This is a genomic window from Wolbachia endosymbiont of Diaphorina citri (genome assembly GCF_013096535.2).
Classification (GTDB): Bacteria; Pseudomonadota; Alphaproteobacteria; order Rickettsiales; family Anaplasmataceae; genus Wolbachia.
Map to the genome: position 1 here is coordinate 490880 of NZ_CP051265.2, position 22658 is coordinate 513537.

General features: G+C 34.7%; 18 protein-coding genes and 1 tRNA gene. 14 read left to right on the forward strand and 5 right to left on the reverse strand.

Annotated elements, in window-relative coordinates:
- Window positions 1–41 precede the first annotated feature (41 nt).
- Window positions 42–164 (reverse strand): hypothetical protein, encoded by a 123-nt coding sequence (locus tag HGO49_RS07460; protein WP_255419715.1) that lies wholly within the window; start codon window positions 162–164, stop codon window positions 42–44.
- A 239-nt stretch (window positions 165–403) separates the two neighbouring features.
- Between HGO49_RS07460 and rpsL the strand changes: the two genes are divergently transcribed.
- The 12 genes from rpsL (at window position 404) to HGO49_RS02245 (ending at window position 16309) form a co-directional block, all read left to right on the forward strand.
- Window positions 404–778, forward strand: coding sequence for a 30S ribosomal protein S12 (rpsL, locus tag HGO49_RS02190; RefSeq protein ID WP_017532119.1), 375 nt, complete (start codon window positions 404–406; stop codon window positions 776–778).
- A 5-nt stretch (window positions 779–783) separates the two neighbouring features.
- On the forward strand, window positions 784–1260 hold the full coding sequence (rpsG, locus tag HGO49_RS02195; protein WP_017532118.1) for a 30S ribosomal protein S7: 477 nt from the start codon (window positions 784–786) through the stop codon (window positions 1258–1260).
- A 21-nt stretch (window positions 1261–1281) separates the two neighbouring features.
- Window positions 1282–3357 carry an elongation factor G gene (gene fusA, locus HGO49_RS02200; RefSeq protein WP_026092642.1) on the forward strand — a complete coding sequence of 692 codons (2076 nt, stop codon included), beginning with the start codon at window positions 1282–1284 and terminating at the stop codon, window positions 3355–3357.
- A gap of 12 nt (window positions 3358–3369) precedes the next feature.
- Window positions 3370–4542: an elongation factor Tu gene (gene tuf, locus HGO49_RS02205; RefSeq protein WP_017532483.1), complete on the forward strand. Its 1173-nt coding sequence runs from the start codon at window positions 3370–3372 to the stop codon at window positions 4540–4542.
- Window positions 4543–4554: 12 nt separating this feature from the next.
- Window positions 4555–4627: transfer RNA gene (locus tag HGO49_RS02210), tRNA-Trp, on the forward strand.
- Between the two features lie 19 nt (window positions 4628–4646).
- Window positions 4647–4847: a preprotein translocase subunit SecE gene (gene secE, locus HGO49_RS02215; protein WP_007301991.1), complete on the forward strand. Its 201-nt coding sequence runs from the start codon at window positions 4647–4649 to the stop codon at window positions 4845–4847.
- Complete coding sequence (gene nusG / locus HGO49_RS02220) at window positions 4837–5673, forward strand: transcription termination/antitermination protein NusG (protein ID WP_017532116.1); 837 nt, start codon at window positions 4837–4839, stop codon at window positions 5671–5673. The genes secE and nusG overlap by 11 nt, the downstream gene beginning before the upstream one ends.
- Window positions 5674–5675: 2 nt before the next feature.
- Window positions 5676–6116, forward strand: a complete 441-nt coding sequence (locus tag HGO49_RS02225) for a 50S ribosomal protein L11 (RefSeq protein ID WP_010406829.1) — start codon at window positions 5676–5678, stop codon at window positions 6114–6116.
- Window positions 6117–6120: 4 nt separating this feature from the next.
- Window positions 6121–6780: a 50S ribosomal protein L1 gene (gene rplA, locus HGO49_RS02230; protein ID WP_017532115.1), complete on the forward strand. Its 660-nt coding sequence runs from the start codon at window positions 6121–6123 to the stop codon at window positions 6778–6780.
- A gap of 4 nt (window positions 6781–6784) precedes the next feature.
- Window positions 6785–7303, forward strand: coding sequence for a 50S ribosomal protein L10 (gene rplJ, locus HGO49_RS02235; RefSeq protein ID WP_017532114.1), 519 nt, complete (start codon window positions 6785–6787; stop codon window positions 7301–7303).
- A gap of 26 nt (window positions 7304–7329) precedes the next feature.
- Window positions 7330–7731: a 50S ribosomal protein L7/L12 gene (gene rplL, locus HGO49_RS02240; RefSeq protein WP_017532113.1), complete on the forward strand. Its 402-nt coding sequence runs from the start codon at window positions 7330–7332 to the stop codon at window positions 7729–7731.
- Between the two features lie 58 nt (window positions 7732–7789).
- A complete protein-coding gene (locus HGO49_RS02245) occupies window positions 7790–16309 on the forward strand; it encodes a DNA-directed RNA polymerase subunit beta/beta' (RefSeq protein WP_017532112.1) in 8520 nt (2839 codons plus the stop codon).
- Window positions 16310–16343: 34 nt separating this feature from the next.
- Here the strand turns inward: HGO49_RS02245 and dusB are convergent, their stop codons facing one another.
- Both dusB and HGO49_RS02255 read right to left on the reverse strand, forming a co-directional pair.
- Complete coding sequence (dusB, locus tag HGO49_RS02250; RefSeq protein WP_017532111.1) at window positions 16344–17321, reverse strand: tRNA dihydrouridine synthase DusB; 978 nt, start codon at window positions 17319–17321, stop codon at window positions 16344–16346.
- Window positions 17302–18798, reverse strand: coding sequence for a hypothetical protein (locus tag HGO49_RS02255; RefSeq protein ID WP_167316285.1), 1497 nt, complete (start codon window positions 18796–18798; stop codon window positions 17302–17304). The genes dusB and HGO49_RS02255 overlap by 20 nt, the downstream gene beginning before the upstream one ends.
- Window positions 18799–18925: 127 nt before the next feature.
- Here HGO49_RS02255 and serS point away from each other — a divergent pair, with 127 nt between their 5' ends.
- Complete coding sequence (gene serS / locus HGO49_RS02260; protein WP_026092640.1) at window positions 18926–20206, forward strand: serine--tRNA ligase; 1281 nt, start codon at window positions 18926–18928, stop codon at window positions 20204–20206.
- 31 nt (window positions 20207–20237) lie between these two features.
- The gene (gene purD, locus HGO49_RS02265) at window positions 20238–21509 is read left to right on the forward strand and encodes a phosphoribosylamine--glycine ligase (protein ID WP_017532107.1); all 1272 of its coding nucleotides are present in this window, start codon (window positions 20238–20240) and stop codon (window positions 21507–21509) included.
- A 72-nt stretch (window positions 21510–21581) separates the two neighbouring features.
- Here the strand turns inward: purD and HGO49_RS02270 are convergent, their stop codons facing one another.
- Both HGO49_RS02270 and HGO49_RS02275 read right to left on the reverse strand, forming a co-directional pair.
- Window positions 21582–22058 carry an RDD family protein gene (locus tag HGO49_RS02270; protein WP_017532106.1) on the reverse strand — a complete coding sequence of 159 codons (477 nt, stop codon included), beginning with the start codon at window positions 22056–22058 and terminating at the stop codon, window positions 21582–21584.
- Between the two features lie 21 nt (window positions 22059–22079).
- Window positions 22080–22610 (reverse strand): RDD family protein, encoded by a 531-nt coding sequence (locus HGO49_RS02275; RefSeq protein WP_017532105.1) that lies wholly within the window; start codon window positions 22608–22610, stop codon window positions 22080–22082.
- Window positions 22611–22658 lie beyond the last annotated feature (48 nt).

Genomic DNA, 22658 nt, shown 5'->3' on the forward strand with positions numbered 1-22658 from the left:
ATTGAGTATAGAATTTTGAACTTAGGGTAGCTGCATTAAATCTAAGTGTCAAGAGTAGGATTGTAAAAATCATCCGGCTTTACTGGTAATTCGGTTAGTTCGGTTGGTATTTTTGCATTAATGTTAGAAACTCTTGGCTCTATTATAAGGATTATTTTCTGCATATTCTTTGATAGCCATCACAGTATATTACTTGTTCCATATCTATATTAATTCGACTACAGCAAGTGATAATTTCTTAATATTAAAACCAATATGCGCTTTAGCATATAATTATCAGTAGCTTTCAAAGCAATTAGGCTGAGATTATTAGAGTAGTAATGTTTATTTTTATATTGACTATTGAGGTTTATTATTTTATAACTGAGACTTAGTTATTTTTAGAGTTTTAAGTTTACAGTATATGCCTACGATAAATCAATTAATATGTAAAGGTAGATCAGGGTTAATTCGTAAGAAGAAGGTGCCAGCTTTGGGAAAATGCAATCCTCAAAGAAGGGGTGTTTGCACTAAGGTATATACTACAACTCCTAGAAAACCTAATTCAGCACTACGTAAGGTAGCTAGAGTAAAGATTAGTGGATACGGTGAAGTGACGGCTTATATACCTGGCGAAGGTCATAATTTACAAGAGCATTCCGTTGTTTTAATACGTGGTGGGCGAGTTAAGGATTTGCCGGGTGTACGTTATCACATAATAAGAGGTGCTCTTGATCTACGTGGTGTGCAAAATCGAAAGAAAGCTCGTTCAAAATATGGTGTAAAGAAATCTGGTTAAAATTTATGGCACGTCGTAATAAAGCAAAAAAAAGAACAAGCCCTGACTCTCGCTATGGTAGTGTCTTGCTTATGCGTTTTATTAATATAATTATGAAATGTGGTAAAAAATCTATTGCAGAAAAGATTGCTTATAGTGCTTTGTCCTTAGCTGAAAAGAAAATAGGCAAAGATGCCTTGTCAATTTTTGAAACAGCAGTAGAAAATGTTACCCCTTCTATAGAAGTACGCTCTCGGCGTATTGGTGGTGCAACTTATCAAGTCCCTGTTGAAATTCGTCAAGATAGAGCAATTTCTTTGGCATTAAGGTGGATTGCTAGAGCAACTTCTGCTGCTCGAAAAAAGAGCGGCAGAACTACCGTTCATTGTTTGCAGTCTGAAATATTAGATGCTTATAATAAATGTGGTGGTGCATTTAAGATGTGTGAAGAGAAGTATAAAATGGCTGAAGCTAATAAGGCATTTTCTCATCTTCGTTTTTAATATTAGCTGGTTGATTGTGGTATGGAAGTTTTAATATCTAGGTATAGAAATATAGGAATAATGGCTCATATAGATGCTGGCAAGACCACCACAACAGAGCGTATTTTATTTTATACTGGTAAACAAAATAGGATTGGTGAAGTGCACGATGGTGCAGCTTCTATGGATTGGATGGAGCAAGAGAAGGAGCGTGGCATTACAATTACCTCTGCTGCAACAACATGTTTTTGGAATGATCATAGAATTAATATAATAGATACTCCTGGTCATGTTGATTTCACTATTGAAGTTGAGAGATCTTTGAGGGTTTTGGATGGTGCAGTTGCTGTATTTGATGGAGTTGCTGGAGTTGAGCCTCAGTCTGAGACAGTTTGGCGTCAAGCTGATAAATATACCGTTCCTCGTATCTGCTTTGTTAATAAAATGGATAGAATCGGGGCAAATTTTTATCGATGTGTCGATATGATAAAAACGAAGCTTGGCGCATCACCTTTAGTTATTCAGTTGCCAATAGGAAGTGAGAAAGATTTTAAAGGCATAATCGATCTTATTTCTATGAAAGCTATTATATGGCAAGAAGAAACATTAGGCGCTAAATTTTCTTATGAAGATATTCCTTCTGATTTGCTTGATAAGGCTCAAGAGTATCGAAATCTTTTATTAGATGCTGCAGCTGAGATGGATGATGAAGCGATGAATACTTACTTTGAGTCTAATGATCTGCCAGTAGATTTGCTGAAAAAATGCGTGAGAAATGGAGCCATCAAAGGAAAATTTGTTCCTGTATTATGTGGATCAGCTTTTAAAAATAAAGGCGTACAACCACTTTTAGATGGTGTGGTTGACTTTTTACCTTCTCCTATTGATGTTGATGTAATTGTTGGAACTGATCCTAAAGATTCAGAAAAGAAAATTGAGATCAAACCTTCAGAAAAAGAGAAATTCGTTGCTCTTGCGTTTAAAGTGATGACGGATAAATTTGTAGGTAGCTTGACGTTTATTCGTATTTATTCCGGTAAGTTAAAATCTAAATCTGCTGTGTTAAATGCTGGAAAGAATGAGACTGAAGGAATTGGTAGAATGTTGCTTATGCATGCAAATAACAGAGAAGATATAAACGAAGCTAAAGTTGGTGATATAGTTGCCTTAGTTGGATTAAAGAAAACAATTACTGGTGATACTTTATGTTCATCTGATTTTCCTATACTATTAGAGCGTATGGAATTTCCTGATCCTGTTATTGAAACTGCTATAGAACCGAAAACCACCTCAGATCAGGAAAAATTAGGTGTTGCTTTGAATAGATTGGTTGCAGAAGATCCTTCTTTAAGGATGTCAGTAAATGCGGAGAGTGGTCAGACTATATTGAAAGGTATGGGTGAGCTGCATCTTGAGATTATTATTGATAGAATGAAGCGCGAGTTTAATGTTGAAGCTAACGTTGGTGCGCCTCAAGTTGCATATCGTGAAACTATCACTAAATCTGTTGAAATTGATTATACTCATAAAAAACAATCAGGTGGTGCTGGTCAGTTTGCTAAAGTTAAAATAAAATTCGAACCTCTTGAGCCTGGTTTTGGCTTTCAGTTTGAAAGTAAAATTGTAGGCGGTGCTATTCCAAAAGAGTATATACCTGGAGTGCAAAATGGCTTAGAGTTGATAAAAGAAGGTGGTATAATTTCTGGCTTTCCATTGATTGATTTTAAGGCTACTCTTCTTGATGGTGCTTTTCATGATGTTGATTCTAGTTCTTTGGCTTTTGAACTTGCTGCTAAAGGTGCTTTTAAGGAAATGGCAAATAAAGCTGGTCCAAAAATGCTAGAGCCTATAATGAAAGTGGAAATCATTACTCCTGAAGAATATATGGGTGATGTTATGGGTGATATAAATAGTAGAAGAGGCAGTGTTGTTGATATGCTGGATTTAGGTAATAATAGCAAAATAATTACTGCTTCGGTTCCTCTTGCAAATATGTTTGGTTATATAAATGTTTTGCGTTCTATGTCTCAGGGAAGAGCTCAGTATAGTATGCATTTTTCTTGTTATGAACAAGTGCCACAATATGTGGTTGATGAGTTAAAGTTAAAGTATAATTAAAGGTTAGTAATTATGACAGCGATAGTAGAAGCATTTGGAAAGCCGCATGTAAACGTGGGAACGATAGGACATGTGGATCATGGGAAGACAACGTTAACAGCGGCGATAACAAAGCATTATGGTAATTTTGTAGCATATGATCAAATAGATAAAGCGCCAGAAGAAAGAAAGAGAGGGATAACAATAGCAACAGCGCATGTTGAATATCAAACAGAAAAGAGACACTATGCACACGTTGATTGCCCTGGGCATGCTGATTATGTAAAGAATATGATAGTAGGTGCAGCACAGATGGATGCAGCGATATTGGTAGTGTCAGGGGTTGATGGGCCGATGCCACAAACGAGAGAGCATATATTGCTGGCAAAACAGGTGGGTGTTGGATATGTCGTGGTATATATAAATAAAGCTGATGTTGCTGATGCTGATATGATAGATTTGGTGGAAATGGAAGTGAGAGAGTTGCTGAGTAAGTATGGATTTCCAGGTGATGAAGTGCCTGTGATAGTTGGATCTGCATTAAAAGCATTAGAGGATGATGGTAGTGAGTATGGAAAGAAATCAATAGATAAATTGATGGAGAAGTTAGATGAGTATGTGGCAGTACCTCCAAGGCCTATAGATTTGCCGTTTTTATTGCCAATAGAAGATGTATTTTCAATATCGGGGCGAGGAACGGTAGTAACAGGAAGAATAGAGAAGGGGGAGATAAAGACAGGGGATGAGATAGAGATAATAGGTCTGAAAGCGACGCAAAAGACGATATGTACTGGTGTTGAGATGTTTAAGAAGTTGCTAGACAAGGGAAGTGCAGGACTCAATGTAGGAGTACTACTAAGAGGAACAAAGAGAGAAGAAGTGGAGAGAGGGCAAGTATTGGCAAAACCAGGAACAATAACCCCGCATAAGAAATTTAATGCGGAGGTGTATATATTGAAGAAAGAAGAAGGAGGAAGGCATACACCATTTTTTGGAAATTATCAGCCACAGTTTTATTTAAGGACAACGGATGTAACTGGGAGCATAAAATTGCGAGATGGAAAGGAGATGGTAATGCCAGGGGACAATGTAAGTATAGAAGTGGAGTTGCAAGTACCAATAGCAATGGATAAAGGATTGCGTTTTGCGATAAGAGAAGGTGGTAGAACTGTTGGTTCTGGAGTTGTTTCGGAGATTTTAGAGTAAACTTTGAATTATAGGAGTGTAGCTCAATTGGTAGAGCGCTGGTCTCCAAAACCAGAGGTTGTAGGTTCAATTCCTATCACTCCTGCATTAATATTATGGTAGAAATGTTAAAAAACCTGTATGTTTTTTTTTGCGATATAAAGCAAGAAATAAGGAGAATTGCTTGGATAAAAAAACAGCAGGTATTGTCATCTTTGTTTATTGTAATAACTGTTATATTATGCTTTTCGATTTTCTTTTGCTTCGTAGATTTTATGTCTCTTTACGTAATTAAGACTTTATTTGGAATTATTTATGGAATATAAGTATAAATGGTATATCATTAAAGTCGATTACGGGTATGAGAAGGATATATGCGAGTTGGCAACCAATACTGTTTACTTTAAGGAGGTGTTTATTCCTTATCAGACAGCATGTGATGTAAAATCTGATATAAAGGAGTTATGTGAAGTATATATATGTATGCATCTGTGTGATGAAAGCAAAAATATTTTGAATCAAATGACTGGGTTTTGTGGTGATGAGTCTGGTCATTTTGAGATGATTTCAGATGATGAGGTAATTTTAAAACGTAAGGAATTTAATAGATATAAGTGGTACATTTTAAGAGTTGCCTCTAATTATGAAGAGAAAGTGCACCAATATATATTAGAAAATTCTATGAGATTGAATATTAATAATTATTTTAATAGAGTTTTTATTCCTTGTGAAGAATTAAGTGAGATGGATTTAAAATCTAAAAAAAATGCTAAACGAAGGAAGTCCTTTCCTGGTTATGTCTTTTTATACATGAATTTATGCGATGAGGTATTAAATTTTATTAATAATATACCAAAATCTCTTAAGGTTTATGGATTTTTGAAAAATGGTAATGTTCCAAAGGTGATTGAGGATAATGAGATTCGCTCAATGTGTAGTGCGCTTTACAATGCTCAAGAAACGAAAAAGTTGAGCTATGGTTATGAGAAAGGTGAAAAAGTAAAAATTAATGATGGTCTTTTTCAAAATTTTACTGGTAAGGTAGATATGGTAAATGATGAGAAAAAAATTATTAATATTGAAGTATCAATCTTAGGTAAGCCAACAATAATAGAGCTTGATTTGGCTCAAGTAGAGAAAATAGAGGATTAATTATGAGTAATGTAGTTGCTAAGATTAACTTGCTTATGGAAGCTGGAAAAGCAGTTCCAGGGCCGAAAATTGCTTCAGTACTTGGCCCGCGTGGTATACCTGTTCCTAAATTTTGTGAAGCTTTTAATAAAGCTACTAGCGCTGCTAACGCTAGTTATAAAGTAGGTGATTTAGTAACAGTGAGAATTTCCATAAAGGATGATCGCTCTCATGATTTTACTGTCAGCGGTCCGCCTGTGGCTTATTTGCTTAAGCAGGAAGCTAAATTAAGTAAAGGTTCTGGTAATTCTGGTAAAGAATTAGTGGCTAAATTATCTATGTCTGCTATCATTAAAGTGGCAAAGTGTAAGATGGTTGATATGAAAGTGGATAATGAAGATTCAGCAGTGAAGATGGTTATAGGCACTGCAAAATCTATGGGTATAGAAGTTGTGGAAGGTTAGGTAAATGAGTACATATAATGATGATTCTAAGCGGTGTTTGGAGAAGATTGTTGAGTCTGCTTCAGCAAAATTTAATGAATCAGTTGATATTGCAGTCAATTTAGGTGTAGATCCACGTAAATCTGAAGAGCAGGTGCGTGGTACAGTAGTTTTGCCTAAAGGTATCGGGAAGAATATTAAAGTAGCTGTTTTCGCTCAAGATAAACATTTATTAGAAGCTGAAAAAGCTGGTGCTGATATTACAGGAGGGGAGGATTTAGTTGAAGAAATAAAAAAAGGTAGAAAATTAGATGTTGATTGGTGCATTACTACTACTGATTTTATGGCAAAAATTACTCCTATTGCAAAAGTATTGGGTGCTAAAGGGCTGATGCCTAACCCTAAATTTGGTACTGTGACTTCTAACATTGCAGAAGCTATTAAAACCATTAAGTCTGGTCAGATAAAATTTAGAACAGATAAAAATGGTGTTATTCATGGTAAATTAGGAAATATTAAGTTTGATATTGATGACTTGCTAGAAAATTTAAAAGCCTTTCTTAAAGTAATTAAAGATAATAAACCTATTTCTGTGAAAGGAATTTACTTTAAGGGTGTTTTTTTAAATTCAACTATGGGTAAAGCTTATAAGATAAGCAAAGTGGAAGATATAATTAGGGAGTGATACTGTGAAGCGTAAAAATAAGGATGAATTTATACAGAGCACAATAAACGTATTTGTAAATAATGATTTCTTGATATTAGTAAATTTTAAATCTATAAATGCTAATGATTCATTAACTCTGAGGAATAGCCTGAAGTCTATAGCAGGTGGGGTATTAGTAGTTAAAAACACTCTAGCGCGCTTGGCTTTGGAAAGGACTGGTAAATTTTCTTATTTATCAGGTAAATTTTCTGGTTCTGTTGCTATTATATACTCTAGTGCTATAGTAGAAGCTGCAAAGTTAATAGTTGATTTTATTAATGCTAACAAAGAAAAAATGTCTGTGATTTGCGCGGCTCATATAAATGAATTGTTAACAGTGGAAGATGTTAATAAACTGGCTAAGTTGCCTTCTCTGGATGAATTGCGTGTTAAAATTATGCGTTTAATATCTTATGATATTCCTGCTCGGTTAGCATTATTTATTAATTCATCTTCTATGAGGCTTATGAGAATTTTGGATTACTGTAGTTCTAAAAAATAAATTTGTTGTTAAATAAGGTGGTAATTATGAATAATGTAACAAGTGATTTGGTTGATAAAATATTATCTTTAAATCTATTAGAGGCTTCTGAACTTGTAAAAGTTCTAGAAGAAAAAATAGGGTTACCTGGTGGTTCTTTTCTTGGTGGAGCTGTTGGTGCTGGGGTGCCTATTAGTGATAATGCTGCTGCTCCTGTTGCTCAAGAAAAAGCTGAATATAAAGTTGTAATCAAAGAGATTGATGCGAGCAAAAAAATAGGAGTGATTAAAGCTATTAGAGAAGTTAATTCTACATTGAATTTAAAAGAAGCGAAAGAATTAGTTGAGTCTTTACCCAAAGATTTGACTGCTAATGTTTCTAAAGACGAAGCAGAAAAAATTAAGCAAAAACTTATTGAAGCAGGAGCAACTAAAGTTGAGCTTGAATAAAATGTTAGTATATTAATTTTATGTTGATATAGCTCTTTTAATTAGTGAAGGTATTTTAATGGTTGATTCTTCTTATATGTGTGCTTCTAGTGCTTTTGTTCCTAGGGTTTCTTATTCCAGGTCGATTGATTTAAAAGATTCTTTGTTGGATTTGGTTAAAGTCCAAAAGGGGTCATATAATTCCTTTACTCCTAATAATGAGAGTAATGAAAAACTTGAAGCTATCTTTCATACAATTTTTCCAATATCTGATCCTTTGCATAGGGCTACTATCGAATTTTTGAATTGTAGGGTAGATGATCTTAAGTATAGTGAATCTGAGTGTATAAAACGTGGTATAACTTTTTCTGCTCAGGTTATTGCTTCTATACGTCTTGTTATTATGCAGGATGGTGTTTCTCTTGAAAAATATCAAGAAGTTAAAGAAGATGATGATCATTCTAAACTTGCAACTATTATAAAATCTGCTGAAGAGCAGGAGGTTCGCTTTTGTGAACTGCCTATGATGACTGATAAAGGTACTTTCATCATCAATGGCGTAGAGAAAGTTATCGTTTCACAAATGCATAGATCTCCTGGAGTGTTTTTTGATAGTGATAAGGGAAAAACTTACAATTCTGGCAAATTGATCTATTCTGCTAGAGTTATTCCTTATAGAGGTTCTTGGCTTGATATTGAGTTTGATGTTAAAGATCATTTGTATTTTCGTATTGATAGAAAGAGAAAATTGCCAATATCAGTTTTATTAAAGGCTTTGGGCTTATCAAATAATGACATACTTAATAAATTTTATGAAAAAATAGACTATATAAAACATAAAAGTGGCTGGAAAGTACCTTTTTTCCCTGATAAATTCAAGGGAGTGAGGCTTCCTTTCGATTTAAAGAATGTTGAAGGCAATGTGTTACTTAAAGCTAATATTCGTATTACTTCGAAATTAGCTAAAAATCTATATGATAACGGGTTGAAAGAGTATCTAATTCCTTATGATTCTATATGTGGTTTATTTCTTGCAGAAGATTTAATAGATAGTGCTAGTTCTACAAAAATCTTATCTGCTGGTGAATCTATAAAATTAGAGGATATAAAAAAGCTTGAATTATTATCTATAGATAAAATATCAGTGTTGAACATAGATAATGTTTCTGTTGGACCTTACATATTAAATACACTTTTCTTAGATGAAAACATGTCTTATGAGAACGCTCTATATGAAATATATAAGGTTTTGCGTCCTGGTGAAGTTCCTGTTTTAAAGATAGTAGAGGAGTTTTTTCGTAATCTTTTCTTCAGTCCGGAATATTATGATTTGTCTAACATTGGTAGATTAAAACTTAACTCTTGCCTTGGGTTAAATTATGAAGAAAGTTTAACTACTTTAACACATGAAGACATTATTGAAATTATAAGAAAAATAGTATTGTTACGTGATGGTCAAGGATCTGTAGATGATATTGATCATTTAGCAAATAGAAGAGTCCGTTCAGTTGGAGAGTTTATAGAAAATCAATTTAGAACTGGATTATTAAAATTGGGACGGGCAGTAGTTGATTCTATGTCTACTTCTAGTTTAGATAAAGTCTCTCCATCTGATTTTATAAACCCAAAAGTGTTAACCAATGTCTTAAGAGATTTTTTCAATTCTTCCCAATTATCTCAATTTATGGATCAGACTAATCCATTATCTGAAATAACACATAAAAGAAGGTTGTCGGCGTTAGGTCCTGGTGGTTTAACAAGAGAGAGAGCGGGATTTGAAGTGCGTGATGTTCATCCAACTCATTACGGAAGAATTTGCCCTATTGAAACTCCTGAGGGACAGAATATAGGCTTAATTAACAGCTTAGCTATATACGCTCGTATTAATAAATATGGGTTCATTGAAAGCCCTTATAGGAAAGTAGTTAATAAGGTTGTTACTGATCAAATTGAGTATCTGTCTGCTATAGATGAAGGTTTATATTATATAGCCGATACCAGCGCAAAGCTTGATGAAAACAACTGCTTTGTTGATGATATGTTATACTGTAGGTATGCTGGTACCTTTGTAATGGTAAATAGTAATCAAGTAAGTTACATTGATTTATCTCCTAAGCAGGTAATATCGGTTGCTGCTTCTTTAATTCCATTTTTAGAAAATGATGATGCTAATAGAGCGTTAATGGGTTCAAATATGCAGCGTCAAGCTGTACCTTTATTGAAGTCTACTGCTCCTTTGGTTGCTACTGGTATGGAGTCTTTCGTAGCTTCTGGCTCTGGTGCTGTAGTTTTAGCAAAACGTGGTGGCATAGTTGACAGCTCAGATAGTAACTCTATAGTTATACGTGCTTTTGACAAAGAAGGAATTAACTACTTAGATGTAGATATTTATCATCTAAGAAAATTTCAGCGTTCTAACCATAATACTTGTATTAACCAGAAACCACTGGTGCATGTAGGTGATTGTGTTAAGGAAGGTGATGTGATAGCTGATGGTCCTGCTATTAATAACGGTGAATTGGCACTTGGCCAAAACTTGCTAGTCGCTTTTATGTCTTGGCAAGGTTATAATTTTGAAGACTCAATCATTATTTCTAGTGAAGTTGTTAAAAAAGATCTATTTACTTCTATTCATATAGAAGAATTTGAATGTGTTGTACATGACACTCCTTTAGGGTCGGAAAAAATAACTCGTGCCATACCAGGTGTTAATGAAGAAAATCTTTATCACTTGGATGATAGTGGTATAGTAAAGGTTGGTACAAGAGTTGGTTCAGGTTATATTTTGGTGGGGAAAGTTACACCTAAGCATTCTCTTTCATTGCCTCCTGAGACAAAATTGTTAATGACAATTTTTGGTGAAAAGTCATTCGATTGTGTGGATTCCTCTTTATATACATCTCCAGATATTGAAGGGATAGTGATTGATGTGCAGGTCTTTACACGCAGAGGGGAAGAAGAAAACGAAAGGGCGTTTCTTATTAAGCAAAAAGAGGTAAATGATTTTGAGAAAGAACGAGACCATATAATCAATGTTATTAATCAATATTTCTATGATGAATTAAGAAAAATTCTTATTAATTCTGGCTCTCAAGATCGAGAAAGTATTAATTTTATTGAACGTGAGGGATGGTGGGATATAGGATTGAAAAACCAATCTATTTCTAAGCAAGTTGAGAGCTTAAAAAAAGATTTTGATGAAAAAGTATCACATGCAATAGCAAACTTTAAGCGAAAAGTAGAAAAATTGCATGAAGGTTATGATCTGCCTCAAGGTGTGTCGATGTCAGTAAAAGTTTTTATTGCTGTAAAACATAGTTTGCAGCCAGGGGATAAAATGGCTGGTAGACATGGAAATAAAGGTGTGATTTCTCGAGTTGTTCCAGTAGAAGATATGCCTTATTTAGAAGATGGTACTCCTATTGATATTATTCTTAACCCTCTTGGCGTTCCTTCACGAATGAATGTAGGGCAAATATTGGAAACGCATGTAGGTTGGGCTTGTAAAAAATTAGGAGAAAAAGTAGGCAATATTCTTGATGAGATCAATAAAATCAAACGTGCTTTTTGTGAGGCAATTAGATCTCTCAGTGATGATGATTTTGAAAAATTTGCAGCATTATATCTTGATAATAAAAAATTTGAGGATGTTAATGATGATGAAATAACGTCTTCTATTTTAGATACGACTAATAAGGATGAATTAGATAATGAATTGACTACATTAGTAGAGAATTATTTCAACTCTTGTAAAGATGCACACAGTAGTTTACGTCACTTCCTGATTGAGGTTTATAGTTGTGGCAGTAATTTATCTATTTGTAATAACATTCGCGACATTAATGATAATCACCTCATTGAATTTGCGTATAAGTTGCGTAATGGCATTCCTGTTACTGCACCTGTATTTGAAGGTCCAAAAGATGAACAAATAGTAAAGCTATTTGAACTTGCTGGATTGGATAACTCTGGGCAAGTTGTATTATATGATGGTTGCTCGGGTGAGAAGTTTGATCGCAAAGTTACAGTTGGTTACATGTACATGCTTAAGTTGCATCACTTAGTAGATGGTAAAATTCATGCGCGTTCAGTAGGTCCTTATAGTTTGGTTACTCAACAACCTCTTGGAGGAAAGTCTCATTTTGGTGGTCAGCGTTTTGGTGAAATGGAATGTTGGGCATTGCAAGCCTATGGTGCTGCTTACACTTTGCAGGAAATGTTAACTGTGAAGTCTGATGATATTAATGGAAGGGTTAAGATTTATGAATCGGTAATAAAAGGTGACAGTAACTTTGAATGTGGAATTCCTGAATCCTTTAATGTCATGATAAAAGAGTTGCGTTCCTTGTGTTTTAATGTGGATTTGAAGCAAAATGACATAGTAATTGAAGATATATCTCATACTAACATAGCGCAATCTTTTAATGAGGTTAGAATTTCCATTGCTAGCCCTGAAAGTATTAAACGTATGTCTTATGGAGAGATAACGGATGTTTCAACTGCAAACTACCGTACATTCAAAGTTGAGAAAGGTGGATTATTTTGTCCTAAAGTTTTTGGTCCTGTCAATGATGATGAATGTTTATGTGGAAAGTACAAAAAAAGAAGACATAGGGGCCGTATATGCGAAAAATGTGGAGTAGAAGTTACATCTTCTAAAGTAAGAAGAGAAAAAATGGGTCATATAGAGCTTGCATCTCCTGTTGCTCATATATGGTTTTTGAAGTCACTTCCTTCAAGAATTGGAGCATTATTAGATATGTCTCTTAGAGATATCGAAAGTATTTTATATAGTGATAATTATGTTGTAATAGATCCTCTTGTTTCCTCTTTTGAAAAAGGTGAAATTATTAGTGAGAAAGCTTATAATGAAGCTAAAGATAGCTATGGAGTCGATAGCTTTATAGCTATGCAAGGTGTTGAAGCTATAAGAGAATTGCTAACACACCTTGATTTACATGAAATTAGGAAGAATTTAAGACAGGAGTTAGAGTCTGTTGCTTCTGAAATGAGAAGAAAGAAAATTATAAAGAGATTACGTATTGTTGAAAATTTTATCAAGTCTGGAAACAGACCTGAGTGGATGATACTTACAGCTATACCTATTTTACCACCTGACTTGCGTCCCTTGGTATCGCTTGAAAGTGGTCGACCTGCAGTTTCTGATTTAAATCATCATTATAGAACTATTATTAATAGAAATAATAGATTGAGAAAATTGTTAAGTTTAAATCCTCCTGAGATTATGATTCGTAATGAGAAAAGAATGTTACAAGAGGCAGTTGATTCTCTTTTTGATAATAGTCGTCGTAATGCTCTGGTAAATAAACCTGGCGCTACTGGATATAAAAAGTCTATTAGCGATATGCTGAAAGGAAAGCAAGGTCGTTTCCGTCAGAATCTTTTAGGAAAAAGGGTAGATTACTCTGGACGTTCTGTAATAGTTGTTGGTCCAACTTTGAAACTAAATCAGTGTGGATTACCGAAAAGAATGGCTCTTGAGTTATTCAAACCTTTTGTTTACTCAAGGCTTAAAATATATGGAATGGCTCCAACTATAAAATTTGCTAGTAAGTTAATAAGAGCAGAAAAGCCAGAAGTCTGGGATATGCTTGAAGAAGTAATAAAAGAGCATCCTGTTTTGCTAAATAGAGCGCCTACGCTACACAGGCTTGGTATTCAGGCTTTTGAGCCAGTCCTTATTGAAGGTAAAGCAATACAGCTTCATCCACTTGTTTGTACAGCATTTAATGCTGACTTTGATGGTGATCAAATGGCAGTACATGTGCCAATTTCATTGGAAGCTCAACTTGAAGCTAGAGTATTGATGATGTCAATTAATAACGTTTTAAGTCCTTCTAATGGAAGACCGATTATAGTTCCTAGTAAAGATATAGTGCTTGGTATATACTACCTAACTTTACAGCAACTTAAGGAGGATGATTTACCACTTTTTTGTGCTTTTTGTGAAGTTGAGCATTCCTTAAATAACGGTAGTCTACATATTCATTCTCATATAAAGTACAAAATGGAATACATCAATAGCGATGGAAACATTCAGTATAAAACTATTTTTACAACTCCTGGACGTTTAATATTATGGCAGATTTTTCCTAAACATGAGAATCTAAGTTTCGATTTAATAAATCAGGTATTAACAGTTAAGGAAATAACTAGTATAGTTGATTTAGTATATCGTAGCTGCGGTCAAAGTGCTACAGTGGTATTTTCTGATAAATTGATGACACTTGGCTTTGAGTATGCTACATTTTCTGGTACTTCTTTTAGTCGTTGCGATATGGTCATACCTGAAACTAAAGCTACACACGTTGATTATACAAGGGGTGAAATTAAGAAATTCTCTGCACAGTATCAAGACGGGCTAATCACTAAAAGTGAGAGGTATAATAAAGTTATAGATGAGTGGTCTAAGTGCACAGATATAATAGCGAATGATATGTTAAAAGCGATATCTGTGTATGATGAAAATAGTAAGTACAACTCAGTGTATATGATGGTTAGCTCCGGTGCAAGAGGTTCTACTTCCCAGATGAAGCAGTTAGCAGGAATGCGAGGGTTAATGACCAAACCTTCTGGTGAAATTATAGAAACACCTATAATTTCTAATTTTCGCGAAGGATTGAATGTATTTGAATACTTTAATTCTACTCACGGGGCGCGTAAAGGTTTAGCTGATACTGCACTTAAAACTGCAAACTCTGGATACTTAACTCGTCGCTTGGTTGATGTATCTCAAAATTGCATAGTTACAAAACATGACTGTAAAACGAAAAATGGCCTTATTGTAAGAGCTATAGTTGAAGGGAGTACTATAGTTGCATCTCTAGAGAGTGTTGTACTAGGTAGAACAGCTGCAAATGATATATATAACCCAGTAACCAAAGAGTTATTATTAAAAGCAGGGGAATTAATTGATGAAGATAAAGTAAAGCAAATCAACATTGCAGGTCTTGATGCTATAAAAATTAGATCGCCTTTAACTTGTGAAATAAGTCCTGGTGTGTGTTCTTTGTGTTATGGAAGAGACCTTGCAACTGGTAAAATTGTTTCAATAGGTGAAGCAGTTGGTGTTATCGCTGCTCAATCTGTTGGAGAGCCAGGTACTCAGTTAACGATGCGTACTTTCCATATAGGTGGAGTAATGACTAGAAGTGTTGAATCCTCAAATATTATAGCTTCTATTAATGCTAGAATAAAATTAAACAACAGTAATATAATTATAGATAAAAACGGAAATAAAATTGTGATAAGCCGTTCCTGTGAAGTCGTCTTAATTGATAGCCTTGGTAGTGAAAAATTGAAGCACAGTGTACCTTATGGTGCTAAACTTTATGTAAATGAGGGTGAGTTAGTAAAAATTGGTGATAAAGTTGCGGAATGGGATCCGTATACACTACCTATTATTACGGAAAAGAGTGGTACAATATCTTACCAGGATTTAAAAGATGGAATCTCGATCACTGAAGTGATGGATGAATCTACAGGAATATCAAATAGAGTAGTAAAAGATTGGAAATTGCACTCTGGTGTAGCTAATTTACGTCCTCGTATTGCACTGCTTGATGATAATGAAAAAGTAATAACACTTGCAAGTGGTGTGGAAGCATGTTACTTTATACCAGTTGGCGCAGTACTCAATGTACAGGATGGCCAAAAGGTTCATGCAGGTGATGTTATCACAAGAACGCCGAGAGAGTCAGTTAGAACTCGTGATATTACTGGTGGCTTGCCTAAGGTTATAGAATTATTTGAAGCACGTCGTCCTAAAGAGCATGCTATCGTTAGTGAAATAGACGGCTATGTAACGTTCTCTGAAAAAGACCGTAGAGGAAAACGCAGTATAGCAATTAAACCTGTAGATGAGCAAGCTTCTCCAGTTGAGTATTTAGTATCAAGAAGTAAGCATGTAATAGTCAATGAAGGTGATTTTGTGCGTAAAGGTGATTTATTGATGGATGGCGATCCTGATCTTCATGATATTCTACGTGTGCTTGGGTTAGAAGCGTTAGCACACTATATGATTTCTGAAATACAGCAAGTTTATAGATTGCAAGGTGTGCGCATAGATAACAAGCATTTAGAAGTGATCTTAAAGCAAATGCTACAAAAAGTAGAAATTACCGATCCTGGTGATACTACGTACTTAATTGGAGAAAATATCGACAAGCTGGAAGTTGATAGAGAAAATGATGCTATGAATAACTCTGGAAAACGACCTGCTTATTATCTTCCTATTCTGCAGGGAATTACTAGAGCAAGCCTTGAAACTAATTCCTTCATTTCTGCTGCCTCTTTCCAAGAAACAACAAAAGTACTTACAGAAGCAGCATTCTGCGGAAAGAGTGATCCTTTGAGTGGGTTAAAAGAAAATGTTATAGTAGGAAGATTAATTCCTGCTGGTACGGGTCTGATTATGAATAAGGTGAAAGCACTTTCGCTTTGTGAAAATATAGATAAATATGAAAAATATTTTGATATTGAGACTTATGACGAAAAATTGCTGAGTGATAATAGTTATCAATTACATTCTGATGAAGAAGAGAGTGTGGTGGCATCGCACTATGATCATTCAAATTGAATATAGCTAATGAGGCAGTATGTTTAATCTGTTTTTAACTAAAAAAATCAATTATATTTTCTTTCACCTCTGTGCTGTCTATTATGTTATTTACTCTTACACGAAATTCAGATGAGTTTTGAAGCCCGCTACTGTACCATCCTATATGTTTGCGGGCCATCTTTATTCCTGTATCGCTTCCATAGTACTCAAGAATACTGTCATAATGCTTGAGTATTATGCTTAATCTCTCTGAGGCTGTTGGCTCAGAAACTTTATTTCCACTCAAAAAGTTTATTGCTTGATTAATCAGCCAAGGTTTGCCGTAAGCACCACGACCTATCATTACTCCATCTGCCCCAGATTCTTTAAGTGCACTTTGAACATCATTCAAACTCTTAATATCTCCATTTACTATAACTGGAATTTTTACCTGCTCTTTAACATTTCTAACAAATTTCCAATCTGCTTGACCATTATAAAGCTGTGCCCTTGTCCTTCCATGTACAGTAATCATCTTTGCTCCCAAATCTTCTGCAATTTTTGCCAAGCGCGGAGCATTACGATTTTCGTCATTCCATCCAGTACGCATTTTTACTGTAACTGGCACACTCACTGCCTTGACTACAGCTTCTATTATCTCAGCAGCCTTTTTTTCATCACGCATAAGTGCTGACCCTGCGTAACCGTTTACAACTTTTTTAACTGGACAACCAAAATTTATATCTATGATTTTTGCACCCATGTCCTCATTTAACTTTGCAGCTTCCGCCATAACATCAGGCTCACAACCAGCAAGTTGTACAGCGGTTAGTTCATCGACTTTTGCTTTTTGCATGCTCTGGCGAGTTTGCATGATCATAGCTCTGCTTGCAATCATTTCTGAGACTAACAAACCTGCACCAAGTTTTTTTACAATACTCCTAAACGGATAATCAGTCACTCCAGACATTGGCGCTAAAATAACTGGAGAATCAATAGTTAGATTTCCTACTTGGAGAGACACAGGCTTTTTAGTTGCTAAAAAATGCATTTTTGACACTGTTATAAGCTGTTATTATAACATCTTGCACAAATGAACTTGTGGCAGGTTGTGTTTCCTCTTTCTTACTATCTTCAAGACTAAGCTGCTGTAGAGCAGCATGTAAAATTCCACCTTCAGCAATGGATTCTTTCCACTCTTCATCCTCCATAAGTGCTTTTGCGAACTCTCTTCTCTTCTCGTACAATTGTCCTGGCCTAGGCTTGTACTTTGATAACTCTCTGTCAATTTCATCAAATGATTTATCCTCGTTGAGCATTTCCGTAATCCTATGAGCATTTTCTAAAGCAAATACTCCACAATTACAGCCATCTTTTTGCTGATCAACCGCAGAACTCTTTATGCTATCATTTCCTATCTCTAAGGTTTCCTGCAATATGCCCACTATATAACTAGTATCAATTGGCTTACTAACTAACTTATTTCTATCTTCTCTTGCATGACCTAATGTTTTTTCAACATCATCTTTTTTCTCTTTAAGGCTAGCATTATCTGGATTATTTTCTCTTTCCCGTATTAAACTTCCCACCTCATTACTTAAGGGTACTAGACACTTCTCAGCAATCTCATTAGCAAGACTTATATCGTCTTTTACCTTTCCTTCAACCTCATTTGGTAATTTATTACCAAATGAGTCACAATAATAAGCTCTAAATTGTCTGTTACCATTACATGTGACTATCAGTGTTACCCAATGATTTCCTCCTAAATTAATAATCGAGGCAAAGATTTTTTTTGTGTTCCCTTGTTCTATTTTATACTCTTTCAGTTTTGAGTTTAAAGTACTCACATCACCAGGAATACAAAAAAGTATATTGCCACTTGAATTTTCTGAATAGTTATATACAGCTCTTGCAATATGAGAAATATCATGTTCTTGTAGCCAGTAATAGTAATTTTCTCTATTTGTCTGATGCATAAGAGTTTGTAAATCTTCATGAAACTCTTTGCCACCCAAACCACTATCTCCTGAAGCATTAGAATTTCTACGACTATTGTTACTTGAGGCAGGTTCACTTCCTGGTACAATACCACTATCTGTAGATGGAGAATAGGAATTTCTACGTACCCTCTTATCCGAATCATTTGTTTGTCTTGATATAGTATCTAGTCCACTATCCAGTGATTTACTTCTTGTGAATTTTTGCTCTTTTGGACTCTTTTCTTCCTTTACAGTTCCTTTTTCATCAACATAACCTTTTACCAAGTAAAATAAAGGTTCAATAACCATCTTGTATGTCGCTGCAAGCACTATTCCCATTAAGATCCAAGCTATAGGGTTGGAGATGAGCATAGCAAGTGGTAAGGTTAAGAGGAAAGATCCCATTATTAATCCCAAACAGCCAATGGTAAATGTAGTCGCCAAATATATACAAAAAGCGTAGACAGCAAATCTTCCACTAGCCTTAAGTTTAGTGAAGTGAGTACTCTCTTTAGATTTATTGTATCTTTCTATGATGGCTAACATATTATATTTCACGTTTATCAATTCTAGCAAATTATGAAGGTAAAATCAATATTAGCATTTATATGTAAAAATATTGAGCATTCAAAGCTTTTGAAGTAGAGTAATGATGTTAGTAATAGCACAACATATGCATGATATAGAACATATACGCAAAAACCCTAAAGGATTTGAAAAAGCAATAAAAAGCAGAGGGGTGAAAGAATTTACTACAGAAGAAATATTAGAGATTGACCATAAAAAAAGATCACTGACTACTAAATCGCAAGCTTTAAATAAGCAACGAAACGAGGTCACGGAAGAAATAAAGAGGCTTAAAATGAACAAAAGCCCATGTGAAGAACAAGTAAAGTTATCAAAAAGCATCACAAGTGAGATAGAGACAATCAGCCTCAAGGAGCAAACAGAAAAAAATAAGTTAGTGGATATTTTATCTAACTTACCAAATATTTCTGCACAAAATGTACCAATAGGTGAAGATGAGAGCTCCAACGTAGAAATCAGAAAATATGGAGAAAAAAGGCAATTTAGTTTTATGCCAAAATTTCATTATGAACTCGGAGAAAGGTTAGGCTTGATGGATTTTGAACAAGCAGCAAAAATTTCTGGATCAAGGTTTACAATACTAAAAGGACAGTTAGCTAAGCTTGGACGAGCATTAATAAATTTTATGCTGGAAACACATGTTAATGAATTTGGTTATACTGAAGTGCATCATCCAGTTTTAGTAAAGGATAGGGCGATGTATAATGTTGGTCAACTACCAAAATTTTTTGATGATTCATATTTAACTACCGATAAATTAAGATTAATTCCCACAAGTGAAGTAGTTTTAACAAATTTAGTTGCTGACAAAATAATAGAAGAAAAAGAACTGCCTATTCGGTTTACTGCATATTCAGAATGTTTTCGTAAAGAAGCTGGTAGCGCAGGACGAGATACAAGAGGTATGATAAGGCAACACCAATTTGGTAAAGTGGAGTTGGTAAGCATCACAACTGAAGACCAGTCAAATGATGAGCTTGAACGCATGACAAATGCTGCTGAGGAAATATTAAAAAAATTAGAACTACCGTATAGAATAATGCTGCTTTGTAGTGGTGATATGGGCTTTGCTGCACAAAAGACTTATGATATAGAGGTATGGTTACCTGAGCAAAATAAGTACAGAGAAATATCAAGCTGCTCAAATTGCGGTACGTTCCAGGCAAGAAGAATGAACACTAAATACTTCTTAGAAACTGACAGAAAAACAAAAAAATACGTTCACACTTTAAACGGCTCAGCTTTAGCCATAGGAAGAACAATTGTTGCCATAATGGAGAACTATCAAAATTCCGATGGGTCAGTTACAATACCAAACGTGTTGCAAAGATACATGAGTAATGATACTGTTATAAGCAAACAATAATTTTGACATATAGAAAAGCGAGGAAATAAAGATGAAGGTTCTGGTTATAGGTTCTGGTGGGCGTGAGCATGCTTTAATTTGGGCTTTAAAGAAGTCTCCTACCTTGACTAAGTTATATGTTACTCCTGGTCGCCCGGCCATGGAAAATTTTGGAGTTCTTGTGAATATAAATATTCAAGATTCAGTGGATGTTATACAATTTTGCAAGAAAGAAAATATAGAGCTAGTAATTATTGGTCCAGAGCAGCCGATAATTAATGGGCTTGCTGATGATTTAACTGCGGAGGGGATAAACGTTTTTGCTCCAAGTCAAGCAGCTGCAAAACTTGAGGCATCAAAGTCTTTTACGAAGGAACTATGTAAACAATATGGTATACCGACCGCCAAGTATGAACGTTTTATTGATGAAAGGTTAGCTAAAAATTTTGTCCGTAGTAATAAAATAAAATTGCCGCTTGTAATTAAAGCAAATGGAATTGCAGCAGGGAAAGGTGTCATAATATGCCATACAGAAAATGAGGCTTTTTCAGCAATAGATTCAATGTTAGTGGAGAAAAATCTTGGTGAGTCAGGTGAAGAAATAATCATAGAAGAGTTTTTAATTGGAGAGGAAGTAAGTTTTTTTGCTCTTGTTGATGGGTTGAAAGTAGTAATTCTTGGATGTGCAAAAGATTATAAGAGAGTTGGTGAAAATAACGAGGGCCAAAATACTGGAGGCATGGGGTCATATTCATCACCTTCGATTATAAGTAAGGACATGGAACAAAAAATTATCCAAAAAATAATATATCCTACAATTCAAGCACTGACTAACATGGGAACATCCTATAAAGGAGTACTCTTTGCTGGTTTAATGATTTGCAAAGATAGTCCAAAGCTTCTTGAGTATAATGTTAGGTTTGGGGATCCGGAAATACAATCTATATTACCTAGACTTGATCCAAATTGTGATTTGTTAAAGTTGATGTTGTCAGTTGCAGAAGGCAAGTTAAATACAAAAATGGTGGAGTTTAATCACAAAACTACAGTTTGTGTAGTCGTTGCAAGTAAAGGCTATCCTGGTGATTATCAAAAAGGAGAGGTAATTAAAGGATTGGATAAAATTGAAAACATTCCTGGAGTGCTAGTATTTCATGCTGGTACTAAGCTAGATGAAAATGGTAATTGGATTTCCGATGGCGGAAGGGTACTAAATATAGTAGGAGAAGGAAACACTGTGGAAGAAGCTAAAAGTAAAGTGTACTCAGCGTTAAATTTCCTAGAATGGCCAGGGGGGTTCTTCAGGTATGATATTGGTAGTTAATATTAGCTATTAATTAGCTCATATAAAAGCAAAAAAGGTTACTTTGCAAAGAGTAATACAGATAGAAAAATATCAACTAGGTTTATAATCTATTACTACCGTGTTTGCAATTTTGTCATGAAAAGCTTGTTTATGTTCATCATCTACTGCACATACTAAAACTAGGATTAGTATATCTAAAAGTAAAATAGGATTATAAAGCGATATACAGTAAATTATGAAAAAAGCGATGGTTCTTTTTGTTGCTTGTATCAGAGTGATCTGCTCAAGTGTATCTTTGTCTCTTACACGCATGCTAAATAACAAGTGCCCTAGAGTGCCGCCAAATTTCACTAGCATGAATATATGAAATATACATGGTATTATTAAAAATAAAGAAAATACAATCGTGGTGATTACAATTATTGCACCCATGATCCCTTGTATTACGTGTGTAAGTGAGAAACCTACCGCCATTAAAGCAAATGGTATTGCGATAAATAAAATACAATCAACTATAAATGCTAGAATACGCCTTGTCATTGTTGAGTAGTTTACGTTTTTATCCATACACTGCCTATAAAAAAAATATCAACTAGGTTTATAGTCTATCACTATTGTTTTTGCAAATCTATCATAGAATGCTTGTTTACGTTGATCAAATACTGCAAACAAAAATAAAATTAGCACAATTAAAAGATATAGAAAAGTATAACCATGATAATGCAGATGAAGCAAAAAGCGAAAAATAATCCAGATGCTTCCCTTAGAAAGGCATCTTATTGTTGCTTGCATTAGGGTAGCATTTGTAAGTGTATTAGCATCTTTAATATGCATACCACACAATAGTTTTCCTGGGGTACCACCAAGTTTTGTTACCATTAATATTTTGGATATTGTTAGTGTTAATGTTGCAACCACTGTAAAAATTACAAATGGTATTTTTGTTGCTAGTTGTTCAAGTTCCTGAAAAAAGTCTTTATCTTCTAATGATGCAATGAATACACCATAGATAAAAGCAAAGATAAAATCAGGGGAAAATATGATGAGGTCAAGTACTTCTGCTGCAGCACGCCTTGTAAATCCTACATAATTTACTTTAATATTCGTTTCAGTATCCATAACCCCACCTACATTTTGCAATATTACCAACTAATATAAAAGTATGTT

What these genes read in the sequence shown, in the direction of transcription:
- HGO49_RS07460 (WP_255419715.1), bottom strand. Translation starts at nt 164, where the DNA reads ATGCAGAAAATAATCCTTATAATAGAGCCAAGAGTTTCTAACATTAAT.
- rpsL (WP_017532119.1), top strand. Translation starts at nt 404, where the DNA reads ATGCCTACGATAAATCAATTAATATGTAAAGGTAGATCAGGGTTAATT.
- rpsG (WP_017532118.1), top strand. Translation starts at nt 784, where the DNA reads ATGGCACGTCGTAATAAAGCAAAAAAAAGAACAAGCCCTGACTCTCGC.
- fusA (WP_026092642.1), top strand. Translation starts at nt 1,282, where the DNA reads ATGGAAGTTTTAATATCTAGGTATAGAAATATAGGAATAATGGCTCAT.
- tuf (WP_017532483.1), top strand. Translation starts at nt 3,370, where the DNA reads ATGACAGCGATAGTAGAAGCATTTGGAAAGCCGCATGTAAACGTGGGA.
- secE (WP_007301991.1), top strand. Translation starts at nt 4,647, where the DNA reads ATGTTAAAAAACCTGTATGTTTTTTTTTGCGATATAAAGCAAGAAATA.
- nusG (WP_017532116.1), top strand. Translation starts at nt 4,837, where the DNA reads ATGGAATATAAGTATAAATGGTATATCATTAAAGTCGATTACGGGTAT.
- HGO49_RS02225 (WP_010406829.1), top strand. Translation starts at nt 5,676, where the DNA reads ATGAGTAATGTAGTTGCTAAGATTAACTTGCTTATGGAAGCTGGAAAA.
- rplA (WP_017532115.1), top strand. Translation starts at nt 6,121, where the DNA reads ATGAGTACATATAATGATGATTCTAAGCGGTGTTTGGAGAAGATTGTT.
- rplL (WP_017532113.1), top strand. Translation starts at nt 7,330, where the DNA reads ATGAATAATGTAACAAGTGATTTGGTTGATAAAATATTATCTTTAAAT.
- HGO49_RS02245 (WP_017532112.1), top strand. Translation starts at nt 7,790, where the DNA reads ATGGTTGATTCTTCTTATATGTGTGCTTCTAGTGCTTTTGTTCCTAGG.
- dusB (WP_017532111.1), bottom strand. Translation starts at nt 17,321, where the DNA reads ATGCATTTTTTAGCAACTAAAAAGCCTGTGTCTCTCCAAGTAGGAAAT.
- HGO49_RS02255 (WP_167316285.1), bottom strand. Translation starts at nt 18,798, where the DNA reads ATGTTAGCCATCATAGAAAGATACAATAAATCTAAAGAGAGTACTCAC.
- serS (WP_026092640.1), top strand. Translation starts at nt 18,926, where the DNA reads ATGCATGATATAGAACATATACGCAAAAACCCTAAAGGATTTGAAAAA.
- purD (WP_017532107.1), top strand. Translation starts at nt 20,238, where the DNA reads ATGAAGGTTCTGGTTATAGGTTCTGGTGGGCGTGAGCATGCTTTAATT.
- HGO49_RS02270 (WP_017532106.1), bottom strand. Translation starts at nt 22,058, where the DNA reads ATGGATAAAAACGTAAACTACTCAACAATGACAAGGCGTATTCTAGCA.
- HGO49_RS02275 (WP_017532105.1), bottom strand. Translation starts at nt 22,610, where the DNA reads ATGGATACTGAAACGAATATTAAAGTAAATTATGTAGGATTTACAAGG.